The sequence below is a fragment of the Lentzea atacamensis genome (genome assembly GCF_003269295.1).
Classification (GTDB): domain Bacteria; phylum Actinomycetota; class Actinomycetes; order Mycobacteriales; family Pseudonocardiaceae; genus Lentzea; species Lentzea atacamensis.
This window is the reverse complement of sequence record NZ_QLTT01000005.1, coordinates 37,026-59,777: the sequence shown is the minus strand read 5'-3', so window position 1 is coordinate 59,777 and position 22,752 is coordinate 37,026. Positions and strand designations below refer to the sequence as shown.

Sequence of the window (22,752 nt, the reverse complement as noted above, 5' to 3'; positions counted from 1 at the left end):
CGTGCTGCGATCGTCCATCCAACTGTCAGACCTCGCGTTCGACGTGCTGTGGAAGCAGGAGAAGCTGGGGGAGTACCACCCGGCGCTGCACGTCGACTCGCCCGGTCAGACCGACGACGAGCGCGCGGTCATCGAGCGCGACGTCATCGGTGAGCTGCGCAGGGTCGGGTTGGACCACCCGGACATCCGGAGCACGCTGCACCTGATCGCCAAGGCGGACGCGGACTACTCGGCGTGGATCGCGGTCACGCCGAGCGAGACGCGGCCCGTGGTGGTGGCGGCGAACTCGCAGCACGGTGTGCTCGCCGTGCACGACAACGGCTACGTGCAGCTGCACCCGATCCGCCCGGAGAACGCTCCCGAGGTGCTCGCGATGCAGCTGCCGGACGTGCCGGCGGGCAAGGGCGCGTCGATCAACGTGCACGCTTCGGAGATCAACGCGCACCAGCCCGGCAAGGCGTCGCCGTCGATCTCGTTGCGGCAGCTGCTCGCCCAGCCCCGCAAGGGCACGGCGAAGCTCTACGCGGCACGGCGCGGCGCCGAGGGCAGGCAACGGGCCAAGACGTTCCTCACCACGATCGACTTCGAGGACGGCCGCTGGCTCGTGGTCAAGTACACCGACCAGAACCACCAGACGTGGGTGCACGCCACGCCCGCGTCGCGGCAGATCATCACGGACTGGCTCAAGCGCCTGACCTGATTTACCGCTTTCTAACCGGACTGCACCAGCGTCGCGGCTGTGAGAAAGCCAATCGCCATCGCCGCCGCACTGGCCGCGACGCTGCTGTCCGTCGGTCTCGGCACCGCCAACGCTGCCGAGACCGTCCCCGGTTGTGCCTCTGCCAAGCAGATCGGCACCACGGGTCACCTCTACTACCAGGGCAAGATCATCGCGTCGGTGAAGCAGTTCGCCGGCTGCGGCAAGAACTTCCCGTACACCTGGGTCTGGGACTCCTACGCCCAGAGCAACCGCTATCGCGTCTCGAACTGGATCGCGGTGATCGAGAACGGCGAGGAGTCGCCTGCCGGCGGTGGCCAGGCCAGCATGAAGCAGGAGCTCTGGGGCGCCGGAGCGGCCACGCTCGACAAGTGCACCCGCGCGGTCTCCAGCGTGACCACGCCGGACGGCAAGTACGTCTCCGGCTGGACGGACCTGCGCTGCTGAAGTTCACTTCCGGTTTCACCACCGGACAGAACCGGCGACTAGAAACCGCGCATGACCTTCGACCGTCGCACGTTGTTCAAGGCAGGCGCATTCGGCACGGCTGCGGCGCTGGTGCCCTCGGGCATCAGCCTCGCGAAGACCGACCGCCCGGTTCTGACTCATGGTGTGCAGTCCGGTGACGTCACGTGGGACGGCGGCATCGTCTGGACCCGAGCGGACCGGCCCTCCCGGATGCTCGTCGAGGTGTCCAACGACGCGGACTTCCGCTTCTCCCGCCACATCCGCGGTCCGCTGCTCACACCGGAGACCGGCGGCACCGGGCAGGTCAGGGTCGGCCACCTGCTGCCCGGCCGCACCGCCCACTACCGCGTCACGGCGGAGGACCTGCACGGCCGCACCTGCAGCGAGCCCGTGACCGGCAGCTTCACCACCGCCCCGCTCGGCCGCGACGAGGTCCGCTTCGTGTGGTCGGGTGACGTCGCGGGCCAGGGCTGGGGCATCAACCCGGACATCGGCGGCATGCCGATCTTCAAGGCCATGGCCGACCGCCGCCCCGACTTCTTCATCCACAGCGGCGACAGCGTCTACTCCGACAACCCTCTCAAAGAGACGGTCACGCTCCCGGACGGCCGGATCTGGCGCAACGTGGTCACTCCCGAGAAGTCCAAAGTGGCCGAGACGCTCGACGAGTACCGCGGCCAGTTCGCCTACAACCTGCTCGACGACAACCTCAAGCGCTTCGCCGCCCAGGTGCCGATCTTCGCGCAGTGGGACGACCACGAGGTCACCAACAACTGGTACCCCGGCGAGATCCTCGACCTCCCGCAGTACACCGAGAAGCGCGTGGACGTGCTGGCACAGCGTGCTTTTCAGGCGTTCCACGAGTGGATGCCGATCGACCGGCACCGCGCCGTCGACGGACGCGTCTACCGGAAGTTCTCCTACGGCCGCAACGTCGAGATCTTCGTGCTCGACATGCGCACCTACAAGGACAAGAACACCTCGCCCAAGGACCAGCCGGGCGTGATCCTCGGCGCCAGGCAGGCCCAGTGGCTCGTCCGCGAGCTGTCCCGCAGCACGGCCACGTGGAAGATCATCGCGGCGGACCTGCCGATCGGCCTCACCGTCCCGGACGGCACCGACGTCGAGGGCGTCGCGAACGGCCTGCCCGGCGCGCCCAACGGTCGCGAGCACGAGATCGCGTGGGTGTTGCGCGAACTCAAGAAGCGCCGCGTCAAGAACACCGTGTGGCTCACCGCGGACGTCCACTACACCGCTGCCCACCACTACTCGCCGGAACGCGCTGCCGTCGGCGACTTCGACCCGTTCTGGGAGTTCGTGTCCGGCCCGCTGCACTCCGGCGCGTTCGGCCCGAACAAGCTCGACCCGACGTTCGGCCCGGAGGCGGTGTTCGTGCACGCGCCGCTCGCCGCCAACACCACGCCGCTGGACGGGTTCCAGCACTTCGGTGAGGTCGAGGCGAACCAGCGCGAGCTCACGGTGTGGCTGCGTGATGCAACCGGAGCAGCGCTCTGGTCCAAAACGCTGAGGGCGGCCTGAAGATCGCAATAGGGTCGGTGGGCGCCCATCTCGTTCGACACCACCGGCTTCCAGCAGCAGGACCAGAGCGACTGGTCGAACCCCGCCAACGGCGACCGGCTCAACCTGACCTACTACGACCTGGTCCCCGATCTGCCCGCCGGGCTGGACGACCTGCCCAAGCTGAGGCACGACCTGGCTGTGCTCCACGGCCAGGACGGCTACCTCATCGAGGCGCACGTCGTCCAGCTCGCCGGCACAGCTGCGGATCATCAAGTGCCGCTGCCGAACCGCCCGGCCGGGCAGGCGTTCCTGTGCTCGTTCACGGTGCCGAAGGCGACCTGCAGCGCGGTGCTGCAGCTCATCGCGGTGGAAGGTCCGGTCACTGGCATGCGCGAGGCGGTGCTCGCGCCCGAGGTCGGGTTCGAGCGCTGGGTCATGCCGCACCCGTACGCGCCGCAGCTGCAGGGCCGGTTGCCGTTCCACGCGGGCGGACGACCCGCGGTTCGACAGCCGGTTCCCAGAGACCCGCTCTCCCGCGCGCGGGCCTGGGGCCACCAGGTCGTGCGCACAGGGCGGCTTGATCCGCAGTTCGCCGCACTGCCGCCGTTCCAGCCCAAGCCGCCCGCCCAGGACCTTTCCGCCAGAGCTCGACGCGATCGTCAACGGTCAGCTGATCTCGGGAGTCTGCGGGATTCCCGTCGCGGGCCACATCGCGGTGCAGATCGGTGAGCGCACGACCTACTGGAAGCTGATCGCAAATATTTGCAGAGCCCGACGTATTGTTTCTCGCCGTTTGTCGTGGTTTCGTGCAGAAACTCTGCAAGAAGTTGCGACAAGGAGGTCGCGATGCGCCGGGTCGTCGCCGCGCTCGCTGCATTGGTTCTGCTACCTCTCACACCGGTCCAGGCCGTTGCTCAACCGAAGCAACGCCTGGCCGTGGGGGAGGTGGTGGACGTCGCGCCCGGTGTGCGCGACGGGGACACGAGACTCGCGTTGCCACCGAAGCGCGACGATCTGCGGGGTGAGCGCTTCTACTTCGTGATGCCGGACCGGTTCGCGAACGGTGACCCGCGCAACGACCGCGGCAGGTCCACGAGCGCCGAGCACGGGTTCAACCCCGCCGACAAGGGCTTCTACCACGGTGGCGACCTCAAGGGCCTGCACCGGAAGCTCGACTACCTCGACGGCATGGGCATCACGGCGATCTGGATGACGCCGATGTTCCTCAACCGCTGGGTGCAGGGCGACAGCGCCGCCTACCACGGGTACTGGACCGTCGACTTCACCAAGCTGGACCCGCACTTCGGCACCACGCAGGAGATGCGCGAGCTGATCCGCGACGCGCACCGGCGTGGCATCAAGGTGTTCTTCGACATCGTCGCGAACCACACCGCCGACGTGATCAAGTACGCCGAGGGCAGGACCGCGTACGTCTCGACCGGCGCGCAGCCGTACCTGGACGCTTCCGGCAAGCCGTTCGACATCGCCGAGTACGCGGGCCGCAAGGACTTCCCGAAGCTCGACGCGAAGAAGTCCTTCCCGTACACGCCGGTGAAGGACGGGCCGGCGAAGATCCCGTTCTGGCTCAACGACTCCACGCTCTACCACAACCGCGGCGACTCGACGTTCTCCGGCGAGTCGAGCGAGCAGGGCGACTTCTCCGGCCTCGACGACCTCATGACCGAGCACCCGCGCGTGGTCAACGGCATGAAGGACATCTTCACCAGCTGGATCGACACGCTCGACATCGACGGCTACCGCGTCGACACGGTCAAGCACGTCAACCTCGAGTTCTGGCAGGCGCTCGCGCCGCACGTCAAGCAGTACGCGAACCGCAAGGGCAAGAAGGACTTCTTCGTGTTCGGCGAGGTCTTCGACTCCTCCCCGGAGAACACGTCGAAGTACACGACCACCGGCAAGATGCAGGCCACGCTGGACTTCCCGTTCCAGAGCAGCGCGGTGAGCTTCCTGTCCGGCAAGGGCTCCCAGCGGCTCGGCGAGGTGCTGCTCGACGACGACCGCTACACCGACGCCGACTCCAACGCCTCGTCGCTGCCGACGTTCCTCGGCAACCACGACATGGGCCGCATCGCGTGGATGATCCGCAACGACCGGCCCGGCATCTCCGACGCCGAACTGCTGGAGCGGCTCAAGCTCGGCAACACGCTGATGTACCTGTGGCGCGGCAACCCGGTCGTCTACTACGGCGACGAGCAGGGCTTCGCGGGCACCGGTGGCGACAAGCTGGCGCGCCAGGACATGTTCGCCTCCAAGACGCCGGAGTACATGGCGGAGAAGCTGGTCGGTTCCGACCGCACCGGCGCGCAGGACAACTACAACACCTCGCACCCGCTCTACCAGCAGCTCAAGGCGCTGGCGGCACAGGTCGACCAGGACCCGGTGTGGCGCGACGGCAACCAGGTGCTGCGTTACGCCGACGCCGACGTGTTCGCGTTCAGCCGCATCCTCGGCCGCGAGCACCTCGTCGTCGCCAACGCCGGAACCCAGCCCGCCACGGTCACCATCCCCGTCAGCTCCACCGCCTTCGAGAACGCGCAGGTGCAGAACGGCCGCGTCACGGTGACCGTGCCCGCGCTGTCGTCGTTGGTGCTCAAGGGAACCAGCGACGTGGCCAAGACCAAGCCGTCGCCGGTTCTGGTCGCTCCGGCGGCAGGAACCGTGCTGGACAAGCGGGTCGAGCTCCGTGCGGACGGCATCAGCGCGTCCAACGCGGCCGCCACGTTCGCCGCGCGGGTCGAGGGCACGTCCGACTGGACCGTGCTCGGCACCGACGACGCCGCCCCGTACCGGGTTTTCGCTGACCTGTCAGCACTTCCGGGCGCGGCCGCCGGCAAGCGCGTCGAGCTGCGCGTTGTCGCGAAGTCCGGCGAGATCGGTGCGGACGGCGCGTTCGTGTCGCTGGTGCCTGCTCCGCCGGTGCAGGATCCGGGTACGAAGAGCCCGGACTGGCTGGTCGTGCACTACCAGCGGGACAACTACGACGGCTGGGGCCTGCACGTCTGGGGTGACGTCGAGACGCCGACCGAGTGGAACGCACCGCTGCCGTTCGCGGGAGAGGACGCCTACGGGCGCTTCGCCTGGGTCAAGCTGAAGCCGGGCGCCAAGTCCGTCGGCATCATCGCGCACAAGGGCGACGAGAAGGACACCTCGGTCGACCGGTTCGCCGACCCGAGCGTCACGCCCGAGGTGTGGCTGAAGCAGGGACAGACCCCGGTGCACCCGTCCGAGCAGGCGGCCACCGGCAAGGCGGTCGTGCACTACGTCGGCGACGCCACCGGAGCCGTGGTGCGCGTGGCGGGACGGGCGGACGTGCCGTTCAGCGGCGGCATCGCCGAGCTGCCGCCGACCACCGACTTCTCGGTGGTGCGCGGGACGACCGTCGAGGCGTCCGGCAAGTTCACCAGCGGCCACGCGTGGGTCGCGAACGGCAAGGTGCACGCCACGAAGGCCGCCGCCGACAACCGGGCGGTGATCCACTACCACCGCGCCGACGGCGACTACACGGACTGGACGATGTACCACTGGACGGGTTCGCTGGAGCCGTCACCTGGCTGGAACCAGTCACGGGTGCCGGACGGGCGCGACCAGTTCGGCGTCTACTGGTCGGTGCCGCTCGCGCCGGGTGCGGCGGGACTGAGCTACATCATCCACCGCGGTGACACCAAGGATCCCGGGCCCGACCAGTTCCTCGACCTGGGTCAGAAGGGGAACGAGGTGTGGCAGTTGCAGGGCGACGAGACCTATCTGCTGCCTCCGAACGCGGGTCCCGCCGCCGATGACGACCTGACCAAGGCGAAGGCGATCTGGATCGCGAAGGACAAGGTCGTCTGGGACGTGCCGGTCGTCCAGTCCGACGGCTACCGGATCGAGTACGGCGACCGTGTGCTGCGACTGTCTCCCACGACCGAAGAGGTTCCGGCGCAGTTCCCGCATTTGAAGGGCAAGCCGGTGTTCGCGGTGCGCGGGTTCGCCGACGAGGCGTTGCGGGACAAGCTCTCCGCTGTCCACGTCGACGCGGGCGGCGCGATCCGGCACCGCACGAGCGTGCAGATCGCGGGCGTGCTCGACGACCGTTTCGCCGCCGCGGCGACGAAGCTGACCTACGGGCCGACGTTCGGCCACGACCGCGCGTCGATCCGGTTGTGGGCGCCGACGGCCAGGAACGTGAAGCTGCGGCTGTTCGACGAGCCCGCGGGTGAGCCCGAGAAGGTCGTGCAGCTCAAGCGCGACGACGCCTCGGGATCGTGGTCCGGCTCGGGCAACTGGAAGAACAAGTACTACCAGTTCGAGGTCACCAACTGGCAGCGCACGGTCGTGGTCACCGACCCGTACTCCGTCGCGCTGTCGGTGAACTCGACGCACTCGCAGTTCGCCGACCTCAAGGACGCCAGGACCATGCCAGGCGGGTGGTCGAAGGACGTCGCTCGCGGCATCGGCGGCGCGATCACCGAACTGCACGTGCGGGACTTCTCGATCAACGACCAGTCCGTCCCGGCGGCGGATCGCGGTACCTACAAGGCGTTCACGCACCGCGACTCCGTGGGCATGAAGCACCTCAAGACGCTGGCTGCCGCCGGCATGGACACCGTGCACCTGCTGCCGACGTTCGACATCGCGACGATCCCCGAGAAGCGCTCGGAGCAGGCCACGCCCGCCTGCGACCTGCCGTCGCTGCCCGCGGACTCCGACCAGCAGCAGGCCTGTGTCGGCGCGGTGGCGGGCAAGGACGGCTTCAACTGGGGCTACGACCCGTTCCACTACGACGTGCCGGAGGGCTCGTACGCCACGGCGGACGCGCAGAACGGCTGGGCACGGTCGAAGCAGTACCGCGAGATGGTGAAGTCGTTGCACGACAACGGCAACCGCGTGGTGGTGGACGTCGTCTACAACCACACGGCGGCGTTCGGCGACGCACCGACGTCCGTGCTCGACAAGGTCGTGCCCGGCTACTACCAGCGGCTCAACCTCGACGGCTCGGTCGCGAACTCCACGTGCTGCGCGAACACCGCGACCGAGAACGCGATGATGGGCAAGCTCGTCGTGGACTCCGTGGTGCGGTGGGCTCGCACGTACAAGGTCGACGGGTTCCGGTTCGACCTGATGGGCCACCACCCGAAGGCGAACATCCTCGCGGTGCGCGCCGCTCTCGACGCGCTGACCGTCGAACGGGACGGCGTGGACGGACGCAAGATCGGTGTCTACGGCGAGGGCTGGGACTTCGGTGAGGTCGCCGGCAACGCCCGTTTCGAGCAGGCGACGCAGGCGAACATGGCGAACACCGGCATCGGCACGTTCAGCGACCGGCTCCGTGACGCGGTGCGCGGCGGTGGGCCGTTCGACGACGATCCGCGCGTGCAGGGCATCGGTTCGGGTCTGGCCGGTGACGTGAACTCCTCGCCCGCCAACGGTGACGTGGCCGCGCGGCTGGAGAACTACAGCGACCTGGTGAAGCTCGGCATGGCGGGCAACATGGCGTCGTACCGGTTCCAGTCGACCGCCGGGCCGGTGGTCTCCGGGCGGGACGTGAAGTACAACGGCGCCGCGGCCGGGTACACCGGGCAGCCGCTGGAGGCGGTCACGTACGTCGACGCGCACGACAACGAGACGTTGTTCGACGCGTTGACCTACAAGCTGAAGCCTTCGACGTCCTCAGCGGATCGCGTGAAGATGCAGACGGTGGCGCTGGCACCGGCGCTGCTCGGGCAGGGGCGGCCGTTCATGCACGCCGGCACCGAGTTCCTGCGCTCGAAGTCGTTGGACCGCAACAGCTACGACTCGGGTGACTGGTTCAACCCGTACGACCCGTCGTTGCGCGACAACGGTTTCGGCCGCGGGATGCCGCCCAAGGCCGACAACGAGTCGAAGTGGCCGTACGCGAAACCGCTGCTGGCACAGCCGAAGCCCTCGTCGGCGGACATGAAGGCCTCACTGAACGCGACCCTGGAGCTGCTCCGGATCCGGCAGTCGTCGCCGCTGTTCTCTCTCGGGTCGGCTGATCTGGTGCAGCAGAAGGTGTCGTTCCCGGCCGCGGAGTCCGGCGTGATCGTCATGCACGTCGACGACACGGTCGGGCCGGACGTGGACTCTGGCCGGCGCGGGCTGCTCGTGGTGATCAACCCGTACCCGACCGACAAGGCGGTCGCGCTGCCCGATGGTGACTGGAAGCCGCTGACCAGCGAAAAGCGGGTAGGTGCCGCGCGGTCGGTGGTTGTGCTGGAGAGGTAGTTCCGCCAACAAATAGTTGACGTTTAGATAATTTGGTACCTTCGTGTCATGGGCGCGAAGGGGTGTACCGACCTGATGATGCTGCTGCATCGGACGGGTCACGCACTGGAGACCGAGTTGACGGCGAGGCTCGCGGAGATCGGGTTGACTCCGCGAGCCCGCTGCGTGTTGTCCACCGCTCTGGACGCGGAGTGCACGCAGTCCGAGATCGCCGAGATCGTCAGCATCGACAAGACGACCATGGTCGTGACGCTCGACGCCCTCGAGTCAGCTGGTTATGCCGAGCGCAGGCCGTCCGCGACCGACCGCCGCGCGCGCGTCGTGGTCGTGACCGAGCTGGGCCGCGAGATCGTGGCGAAGGCCGACGACGTGTACCGGGAGGTCGTCACCAGCGTGCTGGCTTCGCTGCCGGACGGCGAGCGAGAAGGCCTGGTCAACGGCCTGACCCGGCTGATGGAAGGCCGGCTGAGCACCGTCGTGCCGTGCGAGAAGCCGCCCCGCAAGCGTGCTCTGCGTCATGCCATTGGGTAATAGATAGTCCCGTACAAAACTATCTGCTACGGTTCCTCTTATGGATTCAGGGGGACCGAAGACAGACTCGCGCTGGTTGGCGCTGATCGTGCTGTGCGCAGGCATGCTGATGATCGTTCTCGACCAGACCATCGTGAACGTCGCGCTGCCCGCGATCGAAGAAGACCTCAAGTTCGGCCAGGCGGGTCTCGCCTGGGTCGTCAACGCGTACCTGATCGCCTACGGCGGTCTGCTCCTGCTCGCGGGCCGCCTCGGCGACCTGATCGGGCACAAGAAGGTGTTCCTGATCGGCCTCGGCGTCTTCACGGTCGCGTCGCTGCTGTGCGGCGTGTCCTTCAGCTCCGAAATGCTGATCGTCGCAAGGTTCGTGCAGGGGGCCGGCGGTGCGCTGGCCACGTCCGTGACGCTGGGCATGGTCGTCACGATGTTCCCGGAACCGGCCGAGCAGCGGCGCGCCATCGGCGTGTTCAGCTTCGTCGCGGCGGCGGGCGCGTCCATCGGCCTGTTGCTCGGCGGCGTGCTCACGGACGCCATGTCGTGGCACTGGATCTTCTTCGTGAACATCCCGATCGGCATCATCGCGGCTGTCGCGGCCGTTCGCCTGGTGCCCGACTCCGTGGGGCTGGGTCTGCGCGAGGGTGCCGACGTGCTGGGCGCGTTGCTGATCGTCGCCGCGGTGATGCTCGGCGTGTACACGATCGTCAAGGCTGAGCACTACGGCTTCGGCTCGCTCCACACGTTGGGCCTTGGTTTCGTGGCGCTGGCCCTGCTGGTCGGGTTCGTGCTGCGGCAACGGACCGCGTCGAAGCCGTTGCTGCCGCTGCGGGTGTTCCGCTCGAGGAACGTGACCGGCGCGAACCTGGTGCAGATCGCCATGGTCGCCGGCATGTTCGGGGTGTTCTTCCTCGGCACGCTGTACATGCAGCTGGTGCTCTCGTACACGCCGTTGCAGATCGGCCTGGCGTTCATGCCGGTCGCCGGCGCGATCGCGGTGTTCTCGGTGTCGCTGTCTGCACGCCTGAACACCCGCTTCGGCGAGCGGAACATGTTGATCGTCGGCCTGACGTTCATGCTGGTGGGCATGCTGGTGTTCACGCAGGTGCCGGTCGGCGGCTCCTACTTCACCGACATCCTGCCCGCGGTGGCGCCCCTGGGCATCGGCCTGGGCCTGTCGTTCCCGGCGCTGATGACGCTGGCCATGTCCGGCGCGGCGCACGACGAAGCCGGCCTCGCATCTGGGCTGGTGAACACGACCGCGCAGGTTGGTGGCGCGTTGGGGCTGGCGGTTCTCGCCACGACCTCGACGTCCTACACCTCAGGGCTGCTGGCGTCTGGGGTGGACCGGCTGGAGGCGCTGACCTCGGGCTTCCACCTGGCGTTCTGGATCAGCGCGGGGCTGGTCGCGGTGGCTCTGGCGCTGGCGGTCTTCGTGCTCCGGCAGGTCTCGGTAGCCCGCGACGACGCGCAGCCGGTGCTCGTGCACTAGTGGTCCGTCGCTCCACAGGACTCACGCTGCGCACTGTGGCGGGTGTGGCGTTCGCTACCCTGTCAGCACATCCCGTACCTGTTTTCCGTTTCGAGGAGTCGTACCGTCGTGTCCGAGCGCACCCTGGTTCTGGTCAAGCCCGATGGCGTCGAGCGTGGTCTCGTTGGCGAGGTGATCGCCCGCATCGAGCGCAAGGGCCTCAAGCTCGCCGCGCTGGAGCTGCGGACGGCTGACCGCGCCACCGCCGAGCAGCACTACGCGGAGCACGACGGCAAGCCGTTCTACAACGACCTGGTCGACTTCATCACCGGTGGGCCGCTGGTCGCGCTGGTCGTGGAGGGTGTTCGGGCGATCCCGGCGTTCCGTCAGCTGGCTGGTGGGACCGACCCGGTGGAGAAGGCGACGCCTGGGACGATCCGTGGGGACTTCGGGCTGGAGGTTCAGTACAACCTCGTGCACGGGTCGGACTCGGCTGAGTCGGCTGAGCGTGAGATCAAGATCTGGTTCCCCAACCTCTGAGGTGTAGGGATTTGTAGGGGTTCCTGATTCAGGGGGACGCTTGCGGGGAGCGTGCGAGCGCGCGCTCTGTCCGTAGGTCGTCCCCCTGTTTCGTTGGCGGGTTCCTGTTTTGCGTGGGTTTTCCTGGGGCTCTGCCCCAAACCCCGCCAATCTGATCAAAGACCCGCCAGCGCCACGCGCAGGTAGATGGCACGCCTGTTGCGTTGGGCGGCTTGCGGTTGGGTTTGCGTGGGGCACGACTCGTGACGGGACCCACCCCACGGCGGCCCGCGTTGCTGAAGGCAGCTCGGCTTCGCCATCGCGAGAGGTTTGTGTGTGTGCGGGGGTCAGCTCCTTCGTGGGCTTGAGCCCAGGCCGCCTGCCTTGGCTCCCTTGAGGACTGTGCCCGCCGGGTAGCCGAGCGGCAGGTACATCCACACGTCGTCCCAGCGCTCGTTGCCCACAGCGATCGCGTTCGGCATCCGGCCGCACTCGCGGAATCCGAGGCTCTCGTACAGCTCGATCGCCCCGTGGTTGTTGCCGCGCGTGCCGAGCATGACGATTTCGATGCCGTTCTCGCGTGCGTGCTCCACCAGGCCCTGCACGACCCGCTTGCCCAGGCCGAGCCCGCGTGCCGCTGGGTGGGCCATGATCTGTTGGATCTCGGCTCGGTGCTGGAACACGGCGGTGGAGCCGCGCCGCCACAGGCCCACTGCTTGGACGACGCCGTCCACCACGGCGGTGGCGAAGGCTGCGTTGCCGTCGCGGACCTGCTTCAGGATGTCGTCCAGCCACTGCGAGATGCGGTCGAGGGTTGGTGGCTCGTGGTAGCCGACTGCGCCGCCGGCTGCCACTACGTCGTGCACCACTGTGTGGATCTCGGCTCGGCGCTGGTCGTCGGCCTCGGTCAGCCACCGCAGTTCGATCTCGGGCATGGGGCGATCGTAATTGCGTCGAAAATTGTCAGACCTGTTCGTTAACGTCGGTGGGGTGGAGAACCTCGTTGAGGCCAAGGCGCTGACCAAGCACTTCGGGACGTTTGAAGCCGTGCGTGGCATCGACGTCGAGGTGCGCAAGGGGGAGGCCTTCGGGTTCTTGGGACCCAACGGGGCTGGGAAGTCGTCGACCATGCGGATGATCTCGTGCGTGTCCGGGCGCACGGGTGGGGATCTGAAGGTGCTTGGAATGGATCCGGACCGGGACGGGCCCCGGATCCGGGCGCGGATCGGGGTTGTGCCGCAGCTCGACAACTTGGATCTGGAGCTGACGGTCCGGCAGAACCTCCAGGTTTATGGAAGGTACTTCGGGATGTCGCGGCAGAAGTGTCGCGAGAAGGCTGTGGAGCTGCTGGAGTTCGCTCAGCTCGCGGACCGGGCGGACCAGGAGGTCGAGCCGCTCAGCGGTGGGATGAAGCGGCGGCTGACCATTGCGCGGTCGCTGGTCAACGATCCGGAGTTGCTGTTGCTCGACGAGCCGACCACCGGGTTGGACCCGCAGGCCCGGCATCTGTTGTGGGACAGGCTGTTCCGGCTCAAGCAGGACGGCGTCACGCTCATCATCACCACGCACTACATGGACGAGGCCGAGCAGCTCTGCGACCGGCTCGTGGTGATGGACGGTGGGCGGATCGCGGCGGAAGGGGCGCCCAGCGAGCTCATCAACCGGTACTCCACGAAGGAAGTGTTGGAGCTGCGGTTCCAGCCCGGGGCGGAGAAGCCGGATCTGGAGAGGTTCGCCGAGCGGGTCGAGGTGCTGCCGGATCGGCTGTTGCTCTACACGCAGGACGGTGAGCACACGCTCGCCAAGGTGCACGAGCACGGGGTGCAGCCCATTCAGAGCCTGGTGCGGCGCAGTTCGCTGGAGGACGTGTTCCTGCGGCTCACCGGCAGGACGTTGGTGGACTGATGCAGACACTCAGGGCGTCCTGGTTCGGCTTCGAGAAGCACTGGCTGTGGTACCGGCGCAACTGGCGGGCCACGGCGGTGTCGAGTTTTCTGTCGCCGCTGTTGTTCTTGTTGGCGCTGGGGCTCGGGTTCGGGTCGCAGGTGCAGTCCACGGCGTTGATCGGTGGCGTGCCGTACCTGCAGTACCTCGCGCCTGCGCTGGTCGTCATCACGGCGGTGCAGGGCGCCACGTTCGAGTCGACCTACGCGATCATGTCGTCGTTCCTGTGGCAGAAGACGTACATCGGCATGGTGGCCACGCCGATCACGCCGGCGCAGGTGTTGTACGGGCAGGTGCTGTGGATCGGGTCGCAGCTGTTCGCGCGCTCAGTGGTGTTCGTGGTCATCGCGGCGGTGCTCGGTGCGGCCGCCAGTCCCGCCATCCTGTGGTCCGTGCTGTTCGCGACGCTTGCGGGGCTGGCGTTCAGCTGCCCGTTGATCGCCTACAGCGCGACGCTGGACAAGCCTGACAGCTTCAACACGATCTTCCGGTTCGTGCTCATGCCGATGACGCTCTTCACCGGGGCGTTCTTCCCGGTCAGCCAGCTGCCCGACTGGCTGCTGCCGCTGGTGTGGCTCACCCCCGCCTGGCACGGCATCGAGCTCGCGAGGGGTACGACCTTCGGCACGCTCGGCTTCCTGTCCGGGCTCGGCCACACCGTCTACCTGGCGGTCCTGGTCGCGGTGGGCGTGGTTCTCGCCGCTCGTTCCTTCCGACGCAGGCTGGCGGTGTGACATGACCCAGACCCTCGACCCCGCGCACAAGACGGCGCCCGCGAGCGTCGGCCTGTTGTGGCGGGTCATCCCGCCCGGCCTCTACGGCGGTAAGGCCAGCACGCTCGTGGAACGGTCGGCGTTGGTGAACCGGCGAGCGTGGTTCGTGCTCATCGGCGGGGCGTTCGAGCCCGTGCTGTTCCTGTGGTCGCTGGGGCTCGGCTTCGGCCAGTTCGTGTCCTCGGTGGCAGGGCCCGACGGGCGGCCGGTCAGCTACGCGGCGTTCGTGGCGCCCGCACTGCTGGCGGCGTCGGCGATGAACGGTGCGGTGTACGACGCGACGTTCAACGTGTTCTTCAAGTTCAAGTACGCCAAGTTGTACGACGCGATGCTGGCCACGCCGATGGGGCCGCTGGACATCGCGATGGGCGAGATCACCTGGGCGCTGCTGCGGGGTGGCCTGTACTCGGCAGGCTTCCTCGGCGTGATGCTCGGCATGGGGCTGGTCGCCTCGCCGTGGGCGCTGCTGGTTCTGCCGGCGGCGTTGCTGGTCGCGTTCGCGTTCGCCGCGGTGGGCATGGCGGCGACGACGTTCATGCGCTCGTGGCAGGACTTCGACCTGGTGCAGCTGGCGGTGCTGCCGATGTTCCTGTTCTCCACGACGTTCTTCCCGCTGTCGGTCTACCCGGGCTGGCTGCAGACCGTGGTGACGTGGACGCCGCTCTACCACGCCATCGAGCTGACGCGCGGGCTCACGCTCGGCGTCGTCGGCTGGGGGATGCTCGGCCACGTCGCCTATTTCGTGGTGCTGGCGGCGGTGGGAACGGTGGTGGCCGCGAGGCGCCTGGGGAAGTTGTTGCTGGACTGACCGCGATTCGGCCTCACCGCGGGAAGGCCGTTACTCTGGTCGCGTGAGTGTCGAGTCTGTTTTCCCCAGGTTGGAGCCTCTGCTGCCGCGGATCTCCAAGCCGGTGCAGTACGTCGGCGGGGAGCTCAACGCGACCGTCAAGGACTGGGACGCGGCGTCCGTGCGCTGGGCGTTGATGTACCCCGACGCGTACGAGGTGGGGCTGCCCAACCAGGGCGTCATGATCCTCTACGAAATCCTCAACGAGCTGCCTGACGTGCTCGCCGAGCGCACCTACGCCGTGTGGCCGGACCTCGAGAAGCTCATGCGTGAGCACGGGGTTCCGCAGTTCACGGTGGACGCGCACCGGCCGGTCAAGGCGTTCGACCTGATGGGCATCAGCTTCGCGACGGAGCTGGGCTACACGAACATGCTCACGGCGCTGGACCTCGCGGGCATCCCGATCCACGCGGCCGACCGCACCGAGGACGACCCGATCGTGGTCGCCGGCGGGCACGCGGCGTTCAACCCCGAGCCGATCGCGGACTTCGTCGACGCGGCGGTGCTCGGCGACGGCGAGGAAGCCGTCCTCGAGATCACCGAGATCGTGAAGACCTGGAAGGCCGAGGGCCGCCCCGGCGGCCGCGACGAGGTGCTGACCAGGCTCGCCGAGACCGGTGGCGTGTACATCCCGCGCTTCTACGACGTGGAGTACCTGCCGGACGGCCGCATCCAGCGCGTCGTGCCGAACCGCGACCGCGTGCCGTACCGCGTGTTCAAGCGGACCACGATGGACCTCGACGCGTGGCCGTACCCGAAGCAGCCGCTGGTCCCGCTCGCCGAGAGCGTGCACGAGCGGATGAGCGTCGAGATCTTCCGCGGCTGCACCCGCGGCTGCCGCTTCTGCCAGGCGGGCATGATCACCCGCCCGGTGCGCGAGCGGTCCATCGAGGGCATCGGCGCCATGGTCCAGCGGGGACTGGAGGCGACCGGCTTCGAAGAGGTCGGCCTGCTGTCCCTGTCCAGCGCGGACCACAGCGAGATCGCCGAGATCACCAAGGGCCTCGCGGACCGCTACGAGGGCACCAACACGGGCCTGAGCCTGCCGAGCACGCGCGTCGACGCGTTCAACGTGGACCTCGCGAACGAGCTGTCCCGCAACGGAAGGCGCTCGGGCCTGACCTTCGCGCCCGAGGGCGGCAGCGAGCGGATGCGCCGCGTCATCAACAAGATGGTGTCCGAAGAGGATCTCATCAGGACGGTCTCCGCCGCGTTCGCGAACGGCTGGCGCCAGGTCAAGCTGTACTTCATGTGCGGCCTCCCGACCGAGGAGGACGAGGACGTCCTGCAGATCGCGGAGATGGCCAAGAACGTCATCCGCGCCGGCCGCCAGGCCAGCGGCCGCAACGACATCCGCTGCACCATCTCGATCGGCGGGTTCGTGCCCAAGCCGCACACGCCGTTCCAGTGGGCCGCGCAGTGCGACCCGGACACGGTCGACGACCGGCTGAAGAAGCTCCGCGACGCGGTCAACTCCGACCGCAGCCTCGGCCGCAACATCGGCATGCGCTACCACGACGGCAAGCCCAGCCTCATCGAAGGCCTGCTCAGCCGTGGTGACCGCCGCATCGGCAAGGTCATCGAGGCCGTGTGGCGCGACGGCGGCCGGTTCGACGGCTGGACCGAGCACTTCTCCTACGACCGCTGGACCACCAAGGCCGCGGAAGCCCTGGAGCCGCTCGGCGTCGACCTCGCCTGGTTCACCACCCGCGAGCGCGAGGAGCTGGAGGTCCTGCCCTGGGACCACCTCGACTCGGGCCTCGACAAGGAATGGCTCTGGGCCGACTGGCAGGACGCGCTGGACGAGCGCGAGCAGGACGACTGCCGCTGGACCCCGTGCTTCGACTGCGGTGTGTGCCCGGCGATGGGCACGGACATCGAGGTGGGCCCGACGGGCCGCAAGCTGCTGCCGATCTCACCGGTCGGTGTCGGCTCGCCGGTGAAGAACCCGGCACTGACCTCGGGGTGATCGACGCCGCTCTGATGGACGAGGTGGTCCGCCTCCTCCAGTCCGGACGGGACTGGAGGAGGCCGACCTCGTCACAACGTCACTTGGTGACGGCGGCGAGTGCGTCCACGAGCCCGTGGCCGTAGAAGGAGTTGTACTCCGAGTAGCCCGTGCAGAACGCGTCCTGCACACCGATCCCGTTGAGGTCGTAGTCCGCAGGACACGCCAACGTCTCGGCCTGCGCGTTCAACATCCGCCCCAGCGAGACCGCGTCCGTCTCGGGGTGCGTCGACGCGATCAACGCCGCCACCCCGGCCGCGTGCGGGGTCGCCATCGACGTTCCGCACGAGTAGTCGTAACCGGACGGCACGGTCGAGAGCACACATCCCGAAGGCGCCCGCGTGTCTCCGCCGGGCGCGGTGACGTCGATCGCGCCGAGCCCGTAGGAGCTGTACCCGGCCTTGGTCTTGGTCGACTCGACCGCCGACACGCCGACCACGTTCTTGAGCTGCGCGGGCAACACCACGCACGTCGAGTCGACGGTGCGCGTCTGCGCGTCCCCGTTCGTCGGCGAGGACGAGTCGCGACCAGGCCGCGACAGGTCCGCCGCGTTGTTGCCCGCCGCGGCGACCGTCAGCACGTTGCGAGAGGTGGCGTAGTCGACGGCGCGACGCACGGCCTCGTAGATGACGCGCTGACCGGGCTCGCTCTGGCACGTGAACAGGTACGGGTCGATGAAGTAGCTGTTGTTGGTGATGGTCATGCCCTGTGCCGCGGCCCACATGAAGCCGCACACCGCGTACTCGGGGTAGATGAACCCGTCGTCGTCGACGACCTTCACCGACGCGATGCGCACGCCCGGCGCGACGCCCGTGGTGCCGCGACCGTCGTCAGCGGCGGCGATGGTGCCCGCGACGTGGGTGCCGTGCGCGGAGGTCGTCGGAGCCCACGCTGAAGGGGACGTATCGGGCTTACCGGTCAAACAACCCGCCGACAGCTCCGGCGCCAGCGCCTGGACCAGGTCGGGGTGGCGCGGGTCGACGCCGGAGTCCAGCACGCCGACCACCACGGACTTGGAGCCGCGGGAGATCGCGTGGGCCGCCGGGGCCTTGATGAGATCCATGTCCCACTGTTCGCCCGAGCGCAGTCCCGACGGGCGGAACAGTTCCGTGTCGTCCTTCTTGCGCTTCTCCGAGCGCTTGGCGATGCTCTCGGCCTGGGCGCTGTACGCGCGCTGCGGGCCGATCAGCTTGAGGAAGCTCGGGTCCGGGGACGTGGCCACCGCGACCCCGATCTCCGGGTAGTAGACGGTCGTGGTGCCGCAGGCCTCCGTGATCTCCGCGTTGGCCGCCTCAGCGGTTGTGAACTGCGAGAACACCACGAGATAGCGCAGGTTCGGGCCCGGCTGGATGCACGAGTTGACGTCCGGCTCCGCGATCGCGGGCAGGGACGCCGCCATGCATCCGGCCGCGAGCAGCGCGGTCATCGCCGCCGCCCGTGCGCGGTGGAGCAGAGGCACCAGGGACCTCCAGGTTGGCAAGGCGTCCAGTCAGCCGGACCGTAGCCACGCGCAACGATCTAGACAAGCTGAACGTTCTGAATCGCGTTCACGGTACCGTCCTACCGGACGAACAGCCTGCGCCGATGGGACCGCTCACCCGTCGGTACACCACCTGGGAGCACCACTGAGCCGCAACCAGCCCAACAACCCGTCGGCCGCAGCCGTGCAGAAACTGCGCCTCCGCTACACCAAGCGGGGGAGGTTGCGTTTCACTTCGCACCGCGACATCGCTCGTACGTTCGAGCGTGCGTTGCGCAGGGCTGGAGTACCCATGGCGTATTCGCAGGGCTTCAGCCCTCACCCGAAGGTGTCGTGGGTCGGTGCCGCACCGACCGGCGTCGCCAGCGAGGCGGAGTACGTCGAGGTGTCGGTGGTCGAACGGGTCGACCCGGAAGCGCTGAAGCTCGCTCTCGACCAGGCGTTGCCGCCCGGCATCGACGTGGTCGACATCGTGCAGGCGCACGGTGGCAACCTCACCGAGCGAATCGACGCGAGCGAGTGGCGGATCGAGCTCGACGGGGTGGAGCCCGCGGAGCTCGCGGAGGCGGTGAGCGTCTTCCTCTCCCAGGAGCGGGTGGAGGTCGAGCGTCTCACCAAGGACGGCAAAAGGATCATCGACGTGCGACCGGCCGTCGTGTCCGCACTGGTGGAGCCACGTTCGAGCGACGCCGGACACGATGAGGCCGGATTGTCACAACCGTGTGGGATACTCATGACGGTCGTCCGGCAGGTAACGCCTACCGTGCGGCCCGACGACGTGCTGAATGCGCTTCGTGTCGTCGCCGGCCTCGTGCCGCCGGTACCTGCGAGAGCAACCCGGATGGCGCAGGGACGGCTCGACGACGAAGGCCGGCTGGTGGACCCGCTCCAACAGGACAGAGAGTCCTGACGCAGGAGCGCTGGAACGTTCAGCCGCAACGCATCAGGAGGAGCGGCGCTGACAGCAGCGTCGTCGTGGGACCTGCGCAAGCGTGCGCCCAGTGAGGCGCCACGCCGCTGCGCGCGAGGCAAGGATTCCCGCCGCGAGCAGCGGTGGAGAGAGACAAGAGAGGCCCCTGCGCGGCCGCGTCCTCACGGGACGCGCCCGGGGGTGGAGGAGCTGCATGTCGAACAAGGACAAGCCTGCCGGCGCAACCGGCGGGCAGGGTGTGGTATCCGCACGCCCTGAACTGGCGGATCTGCCGGACAAGCTGCGGGTGCACGCACTGGCGAAGCTGCTGGACGTCAGCAGCAAGGACGTGATGACGGCGCTGGCCGACCTCGGTGAGGTCGCTCGCAGCGCGCAGTCAAGCGTGAGCCGGGACGTCGCGCTGAAGGTCGCCGAGACGCTGCTGGACTGGGACGACGTCGTCACCGGTGAGGTCACCGAGGACTACGAGGCCCCGGCGGTCCCCGCGTTCGAGGCACCGGCGCTGGCGCCGATCTTCGCGGCCCCGAGCGCGGTGTTCCTGCCGCCGCAGCCGATCGAACGGCCCAAGGCGCAGGCCTCGCCGTTCGTCGTCGAGGAGCCCGTCGCCGAGGACGAGAAGTCGATCGGCGAGATCGCCGCGGACGAGCTCGACGCCGCCGAGGCGGAGGCCGAGGCCGAGGGTGACGACGAGGGCGAAAGCCGTCGCCGCCGTCGCCGCGGCCGTCGTGGCCGCGGCCGCGGCAAGGGTGCCGATGGCGAACAGGGCGGCGAGGAGACCGAGGAGGGCCAGGCCGAGGAGGCCGAGTCCACCTCGGAGGCCGACGCCGCGGACGAGGCGGAGGACGAGGCCGACGAGGGCTCGACCCGCCGTCGCCGCCGTCGCCGTCGCCGCAAGACCGGCGCGGACGACGAGGTGACCTCCGAGGACGACCCGCCGAACACGGTGGTGCACGTCCGCGAGTCCCGCGACGCGCGTGACGACAAGGCCGACTCCGAGGCCGCGCAGAGCGAGGTCCGCAGCATCCGCGGCTCGACGCGTCTGGAGGCCAAGCGCCAGCGCCGTCGTGACGGTCGCGAGGCCGGCCGCCGCCGTGCCCCGGTGCTCACCGAGGCCGAGTTCCTGGCCCGCCGCGAGGCCGTGGCCCGCACGATGGTCGTCCGCGAGCGCGGCGACCGCACCCAGATCGGTGTGCTCGAGGACGGCGTGCTGGTCGAGCACTTCGTCACGTCGTCGGGCAGCGGCTCGATCGTGGGCAACGTCTACCTCGGCCGCGTGCAGAACGTGCTGCCGAGCATGGAGGCCGCGTTCATCGACATCGGCCGCGGCCGCAACGCCGTGCTCTACGCCGGTGAGGTCGACTGGGACGCCGCAGGTCTCGAGGGCAAGTCCCGCAAGATCGAGCAGGCGCTCTCCAGCGGCGACAGCGTGCTCGTCCAGGTCACCAAGGACCCGGTCGGCCACAAGGGCGCCCGCCTGACCACCCAGATCAGCCTGCCCGGCCGCTTCCTGGTCTACGTGCCGGGCGGCGGTGCCACCGGCATCAGCCGCAAGCTGCCGGACAACGAGCGCAAGCGCCTCAAGGACATCCTCAAGCGGGTCGTCCCCGAGGACGCCGGCGTGATCATCCGCACCGCCTCGGAGGGCATCTCCGAGGAGGAGCTGGCGCGCGACGTCACCCGTCTGCAGGCCCAGTGGAAGGTCATCAAGGAGAAGTCCGAGAGCACCTCCACCAAGGCCCCGACGCTGCTCTACGAAGAGCCGGACCTGCTGGTGAAGGTCGTCCGCGACCTGTTCACCGAGGACTTCGCCCAGCTCGTCGTCCAGGGCGACGAGGCGTGGGACGTGATCGACGGCTACGTCCGCCACGTGGCGCCCGACCTGCAGGACCGCCTGAAGAAGCACGTCGGCAACAACGACGCGTTCGTCGAGTACCGCATCGACGAGCAGCTGATGAAGGCGCTGGACCGCAAGGTCTGGCTGCCGTCGGGTGGCTACCTGATCATCGACCGCACCGAGGCGATGACGGTCATCGACGTCAACACCGGCAAGTTCACCGGATCGGGCGGAAACCTCGAGGAGACCGTCACCAGGAACAACCTGGAGTCGGCCGAGGAGATCGTCCGCCAGCTCCGGCTGCGCGACATCGGCGGCATCATCGTCATCGACTTCATCGACATGGTCCTGGAGTCGAACCGCGACCTGGTGCTGCGCCGCCTGACCGAGTGCCTCGGCCGCGACCGCACGCGTCACCAGGTCGCCGAGGTCACCTCGCTCGGCCTGGTGCAGATGACCCGCAAGCGGGTCGGCACCGGCCTGCTCGAGGCGTTCAGCCAGACGTGTGAGCACTGCCGCGGCCGTGGCGTCGTCGTGTCCACCGAGCCCGTGCACTCGCACGGCGGTGGCAACGGTGGCGGCCAGCAGCAGCCGCAGGGCGGTGGCCGCAAGTCGCGCCGCAACAAGGGTGGATCGGAGCAGGCAGCCGAGGTCGTCGAGGCCACCGCGGTCGTCGAGGCCTCCGAGGCTCCTGCCGACGTCGAGCCCGAGGTTGTCGAGGTCGTGGAACCGGGTGAGCCCGAGGACACCACCGAGTCCGTGGTCGCCGCTGACCAGGAGCACGAGGGTCACGGTGGCCGTCGCCGCCGTCGCCGTCGCCGCGACAAGGAGCAGCAGGCCGTCGTCGACGCGGTCGTGGTCGAGGAGCAGGCGCTCAACGGTCACGTGCCGCACGAGGTCGCCGAGGACCCGCAGCCGATCGAGACCGAGCCCGTCGTCGTCGAAGAGCCCTCGGCGGAGGAGCCTGCCGCCGAGGTCGCTCCGGAGGAGATCCCTGAGGAGATCACCGAGGCGGCGCCGGAGCTCGTCCAGCCGGTGACGGTGGCCGAAGAGGTCGCCCAGGAGGCTGCCGCAGTCGCGGAGGAAGCCGCTGAGGTGGCCGAGATCACCGCTGAGGCCGTCGCCGCCGCGGAGGCACCCGCTGTGGCGGAGGAGCCCCCTGCGCCCGTTGCAGAGGCTCCGGTGGCCGCTCCTGGTGTCCGTTCGCGCCGTCGTGCGGCCAAGCGCCCTGCGGGTGCGCCGGCCGTGAAGGACGCTCCCGCCCCGATCGTCGTCGAGGTGCCGAAGCAGCCCGAGGTCCAGCTGCCCGCACCGGTGGTCACCACCACCCGCAGGCGCCGCGCCGTGTCGCGGCCCGCGGGACCGCCGGTCCAGGAGGACTGACGCGAGAAGTGAGACCGGGGTCGTTCCTTCAGGGGCGGCCCCGGTTTTGCATGTGCGGGGGGACGACGAGACCCGCGCAGAACT

At 68.6% G+C, this 22,752-nt stretch carries 16 protein-coding genes; 14 read left to right on the top strand and 2 right to left on the bottom strand.

Going from position 1 to position 22,752, the window contains the following annotated elements; all coding sequences use genetic code 11:
• The first annotated feature begins 1 nt into the window (after nucleotide 1).
• The 8 genes from C8D87_RS22860 (at nucleotide 2) to ndk (ending at nucleotide 11,489) form a co-directional block, all read left to right on the top strand.
• Nucleotides 2-700 (top strand): ESX secretion-associated protein EspG, encoded by a 699-nt coding sequence (locus C8D87_RS22860; RefSeq protein ID WP_170166547.1) that lies wholly within the window; start codon nucleotides 2-4, stop codon nucleotides 698-700.
• A gap of 39 nt (nucleotides 701-739) precedes the next feature.
• A complete protein-coding gene (locus tag C8D87_RS22855; RefSeq protein ID WP_112228315.1) occupies nucleotides 740-1,165 on the top strand; it encodes a hypothetical protein in 426 nt (141 codons plus the stop codon).
• A gap of 51 nt (nucleotides 1,166-1,216) precedes the next feature.
• Nucleotides 1,217-2,725 (top strand): alkaline phosphatase D family protein, encoded by a 1,509-nt coding sequence (locus C8D87_RS22850; RefSeq protein ID WP_112228314.1) that lies wholly within the window; start codon nucleotides 1,217-1,219, stop codon nucleotides 2,723-2,725.
• A gap of 180 nt (nucleotides 2,726-2,905) precedes the next feature.
• The gene (locus tag C8D87_RS22845; RefSeq protein WP_112228313.1) at nucleotides 2,906-3,436 is read left to right on the top strand and encodes a hypothetical protein; all 531 of its coding nucleotides are present in this window, start codon (nucleotides 2,906-2,908) and stop codon (nucleotides 3,434-3,436) included.
• A gap of 117 nt (nucleotides 3,437-3,553) precedes the next feature.
• The gene (gene pulA, locus C8D87_RS22840; RefSeq protein ID WP_112228312.1) at nucleotides 3,554-8,953 is read left to right on the top strand and encodes a pullulanase-type alpha-1,6-glucosidase; all 5,400 of its coding nucleotides are present in this window, start codon (nucleotides 3,554-3,556) and stop codon (nucleotides 8,951-8,953) included.
• 48 nt (nucleotides 8,954-9,001) lie between these two features.
• Entirely contained in the window at nucleotides 9,002-9,484 is a 483-nt protein-coding gene (locus tag C8D87_RS22835) for a MarR family winged helix-turn-helix transcriptional regulator (RefSeq protein ID WP_215732440.1), read from the top strand.
• 40 nt (nucleotides 9,485-9,524) lie between these two features.
• The gene (locus C8D87_RS22830) at nucleotides 9,525-10,970 is read left to right on the top strand and encodes a DHA2 family efflux MFS transporter permease subunit (protein WP_112228311.1); all 1,446 of its coding nucleotides are present in this window, start codon (nucleotides 9,525-9,527) and stop codon (nucleotides 10,968-10,970) included.
• Nucleotides 10,971-11,078: 108 nt separating this feature from the next.
• Entirely contained in the window at nucleotides 11,079-11,489 is a 411-nt protein-coding gene (gene ndk, locus C8D87_RS22825) for a nucleoside-diphosphate kinase (protein ID WP_030468130.1), read from the top strand.
• Between the two features lie 326 nt (nucleotides 11,490-11,815).
• Here the strand turns inward: ndk and C8D87_RS22820 are convergent, their stop codons facing one another.
• Nucleotides 11,816-12,403, bottom strand: coding sequence for a GNAT family N-acetyltransferase (locus C8D87_RS22820; protein ID WP_233442242.1), 588 nt, complete (start codon nucleotides 12,401-12,403; stop codon nucleotides 11,816-11,818).
• Between the two features lie 55 nt (nucleotides 12,404-12,458).
• Here C8D87_RS22820 and C8D87_RS22815 point away from each other — a divergent pair, with 55 nt between their 5' ends.
• From C8D87_RS22815 to C8D87_RS22800, 4 genes are read left to right on the top strand one after another with little or no spacing between them, the layout of a single operon-like run.
• Nucleotides 12,459-13,373, top strand: coding sequence for an ABC transporter ATP-binding protein (locus C8D87_RS22815; protein WP_233442241.1), 915 nt, complete (start codon nucleotides 12,459-12,461; stop codon nucleotides 13,371-13,373).
• Complete coding sequence (locus C8D87_RS22810) at nucleotides 13,373-14,146, top strand: ABC transporter permease (protein WP_109642833.1); 774 nt, start codon at nucleotides 13,373-13,375, stop codon at nucleotides 14,144-14,146. The genes C8D87_RS22815 and C8D87_RS22810 overlap by 1 nt, the downstream gene beginning before the upstream one ends.
• A gap of 1 nt (nucleotide 14,147) precedes the next feature.
• Complete coding sequence (locus C8D87_RS22805; RefSeq protein ID WP_112228309.1) at nucleotides 14,148-14,993, top strand: ABC transporter permease; 846 nt, start codon at nucleotides 14,148-14,150, stop codon at nucleotides 14,991-14,993.
• Nucleotides 14,994-15,036: 43 nt separating this feature from the next.
• Nucleotides 15,037-17,001 (top strand): TIGR03960 family B12-binding radical SAM protein, encoded by a 1,965-nt coding sequence (locus C8D87_RS22800; protein ID WP_112228308.1) that lies wholly within the window; start codon nucleotides 15,037-15,039, stop codon nucleotides 16,999-17,001.
• A 79-nt stretch (nucleotides 17,002-17,080) separates the two neighbouring features.
• On the opposite strand, the gene C8D87_RS22795 is transcribed toward C8D87_RS22800, so the two are convergent.
• Nucleotides 17,081-18,499, bottom strand: coding sequence for a S8 family peptidase (locus tag C8D87_RS22795; protein WP_170166546.1), 1,419 nt, complete (start codon nucleotides 18,497-18,499; stop codon nucleotides 17,081-17,083).
• Nucleotides 18,500-18,704: 205 nt separating this feature from the next.
• Here C8D87_RS22795 and C8D87_RS22790 point away from each other — a divergent pair, with 205 nt between their 5' ends.
• Entirely contained in the window at nucleotides 18,705-19,430 is a 726-nt protein-coding gene (locus tag C8D87_RS22790) for a TIGR03936 family radical SAM-associated protein (RefSeq protein ID WP_109642826.1), read from the top strand.
• Nucleotides 19,431-19,644: 214 nt separating this feature from the next.
• On the top strand, nucleotides 19,645-22,668 hold the full coding sequence (locus C8D87_RS22785; RefSeq protein WP_112228307.1) for a translation initiation factor IF-2 N-terminal domain-containing protein: 3,024 nt from the start codon (nucleotides 19,645-19,647) through the stop codon (nucleotides 22,666-22,668).
• The last annotated feature ends 84 nt before the right edge of the window (nucleotides 22,669-22,752 follow it).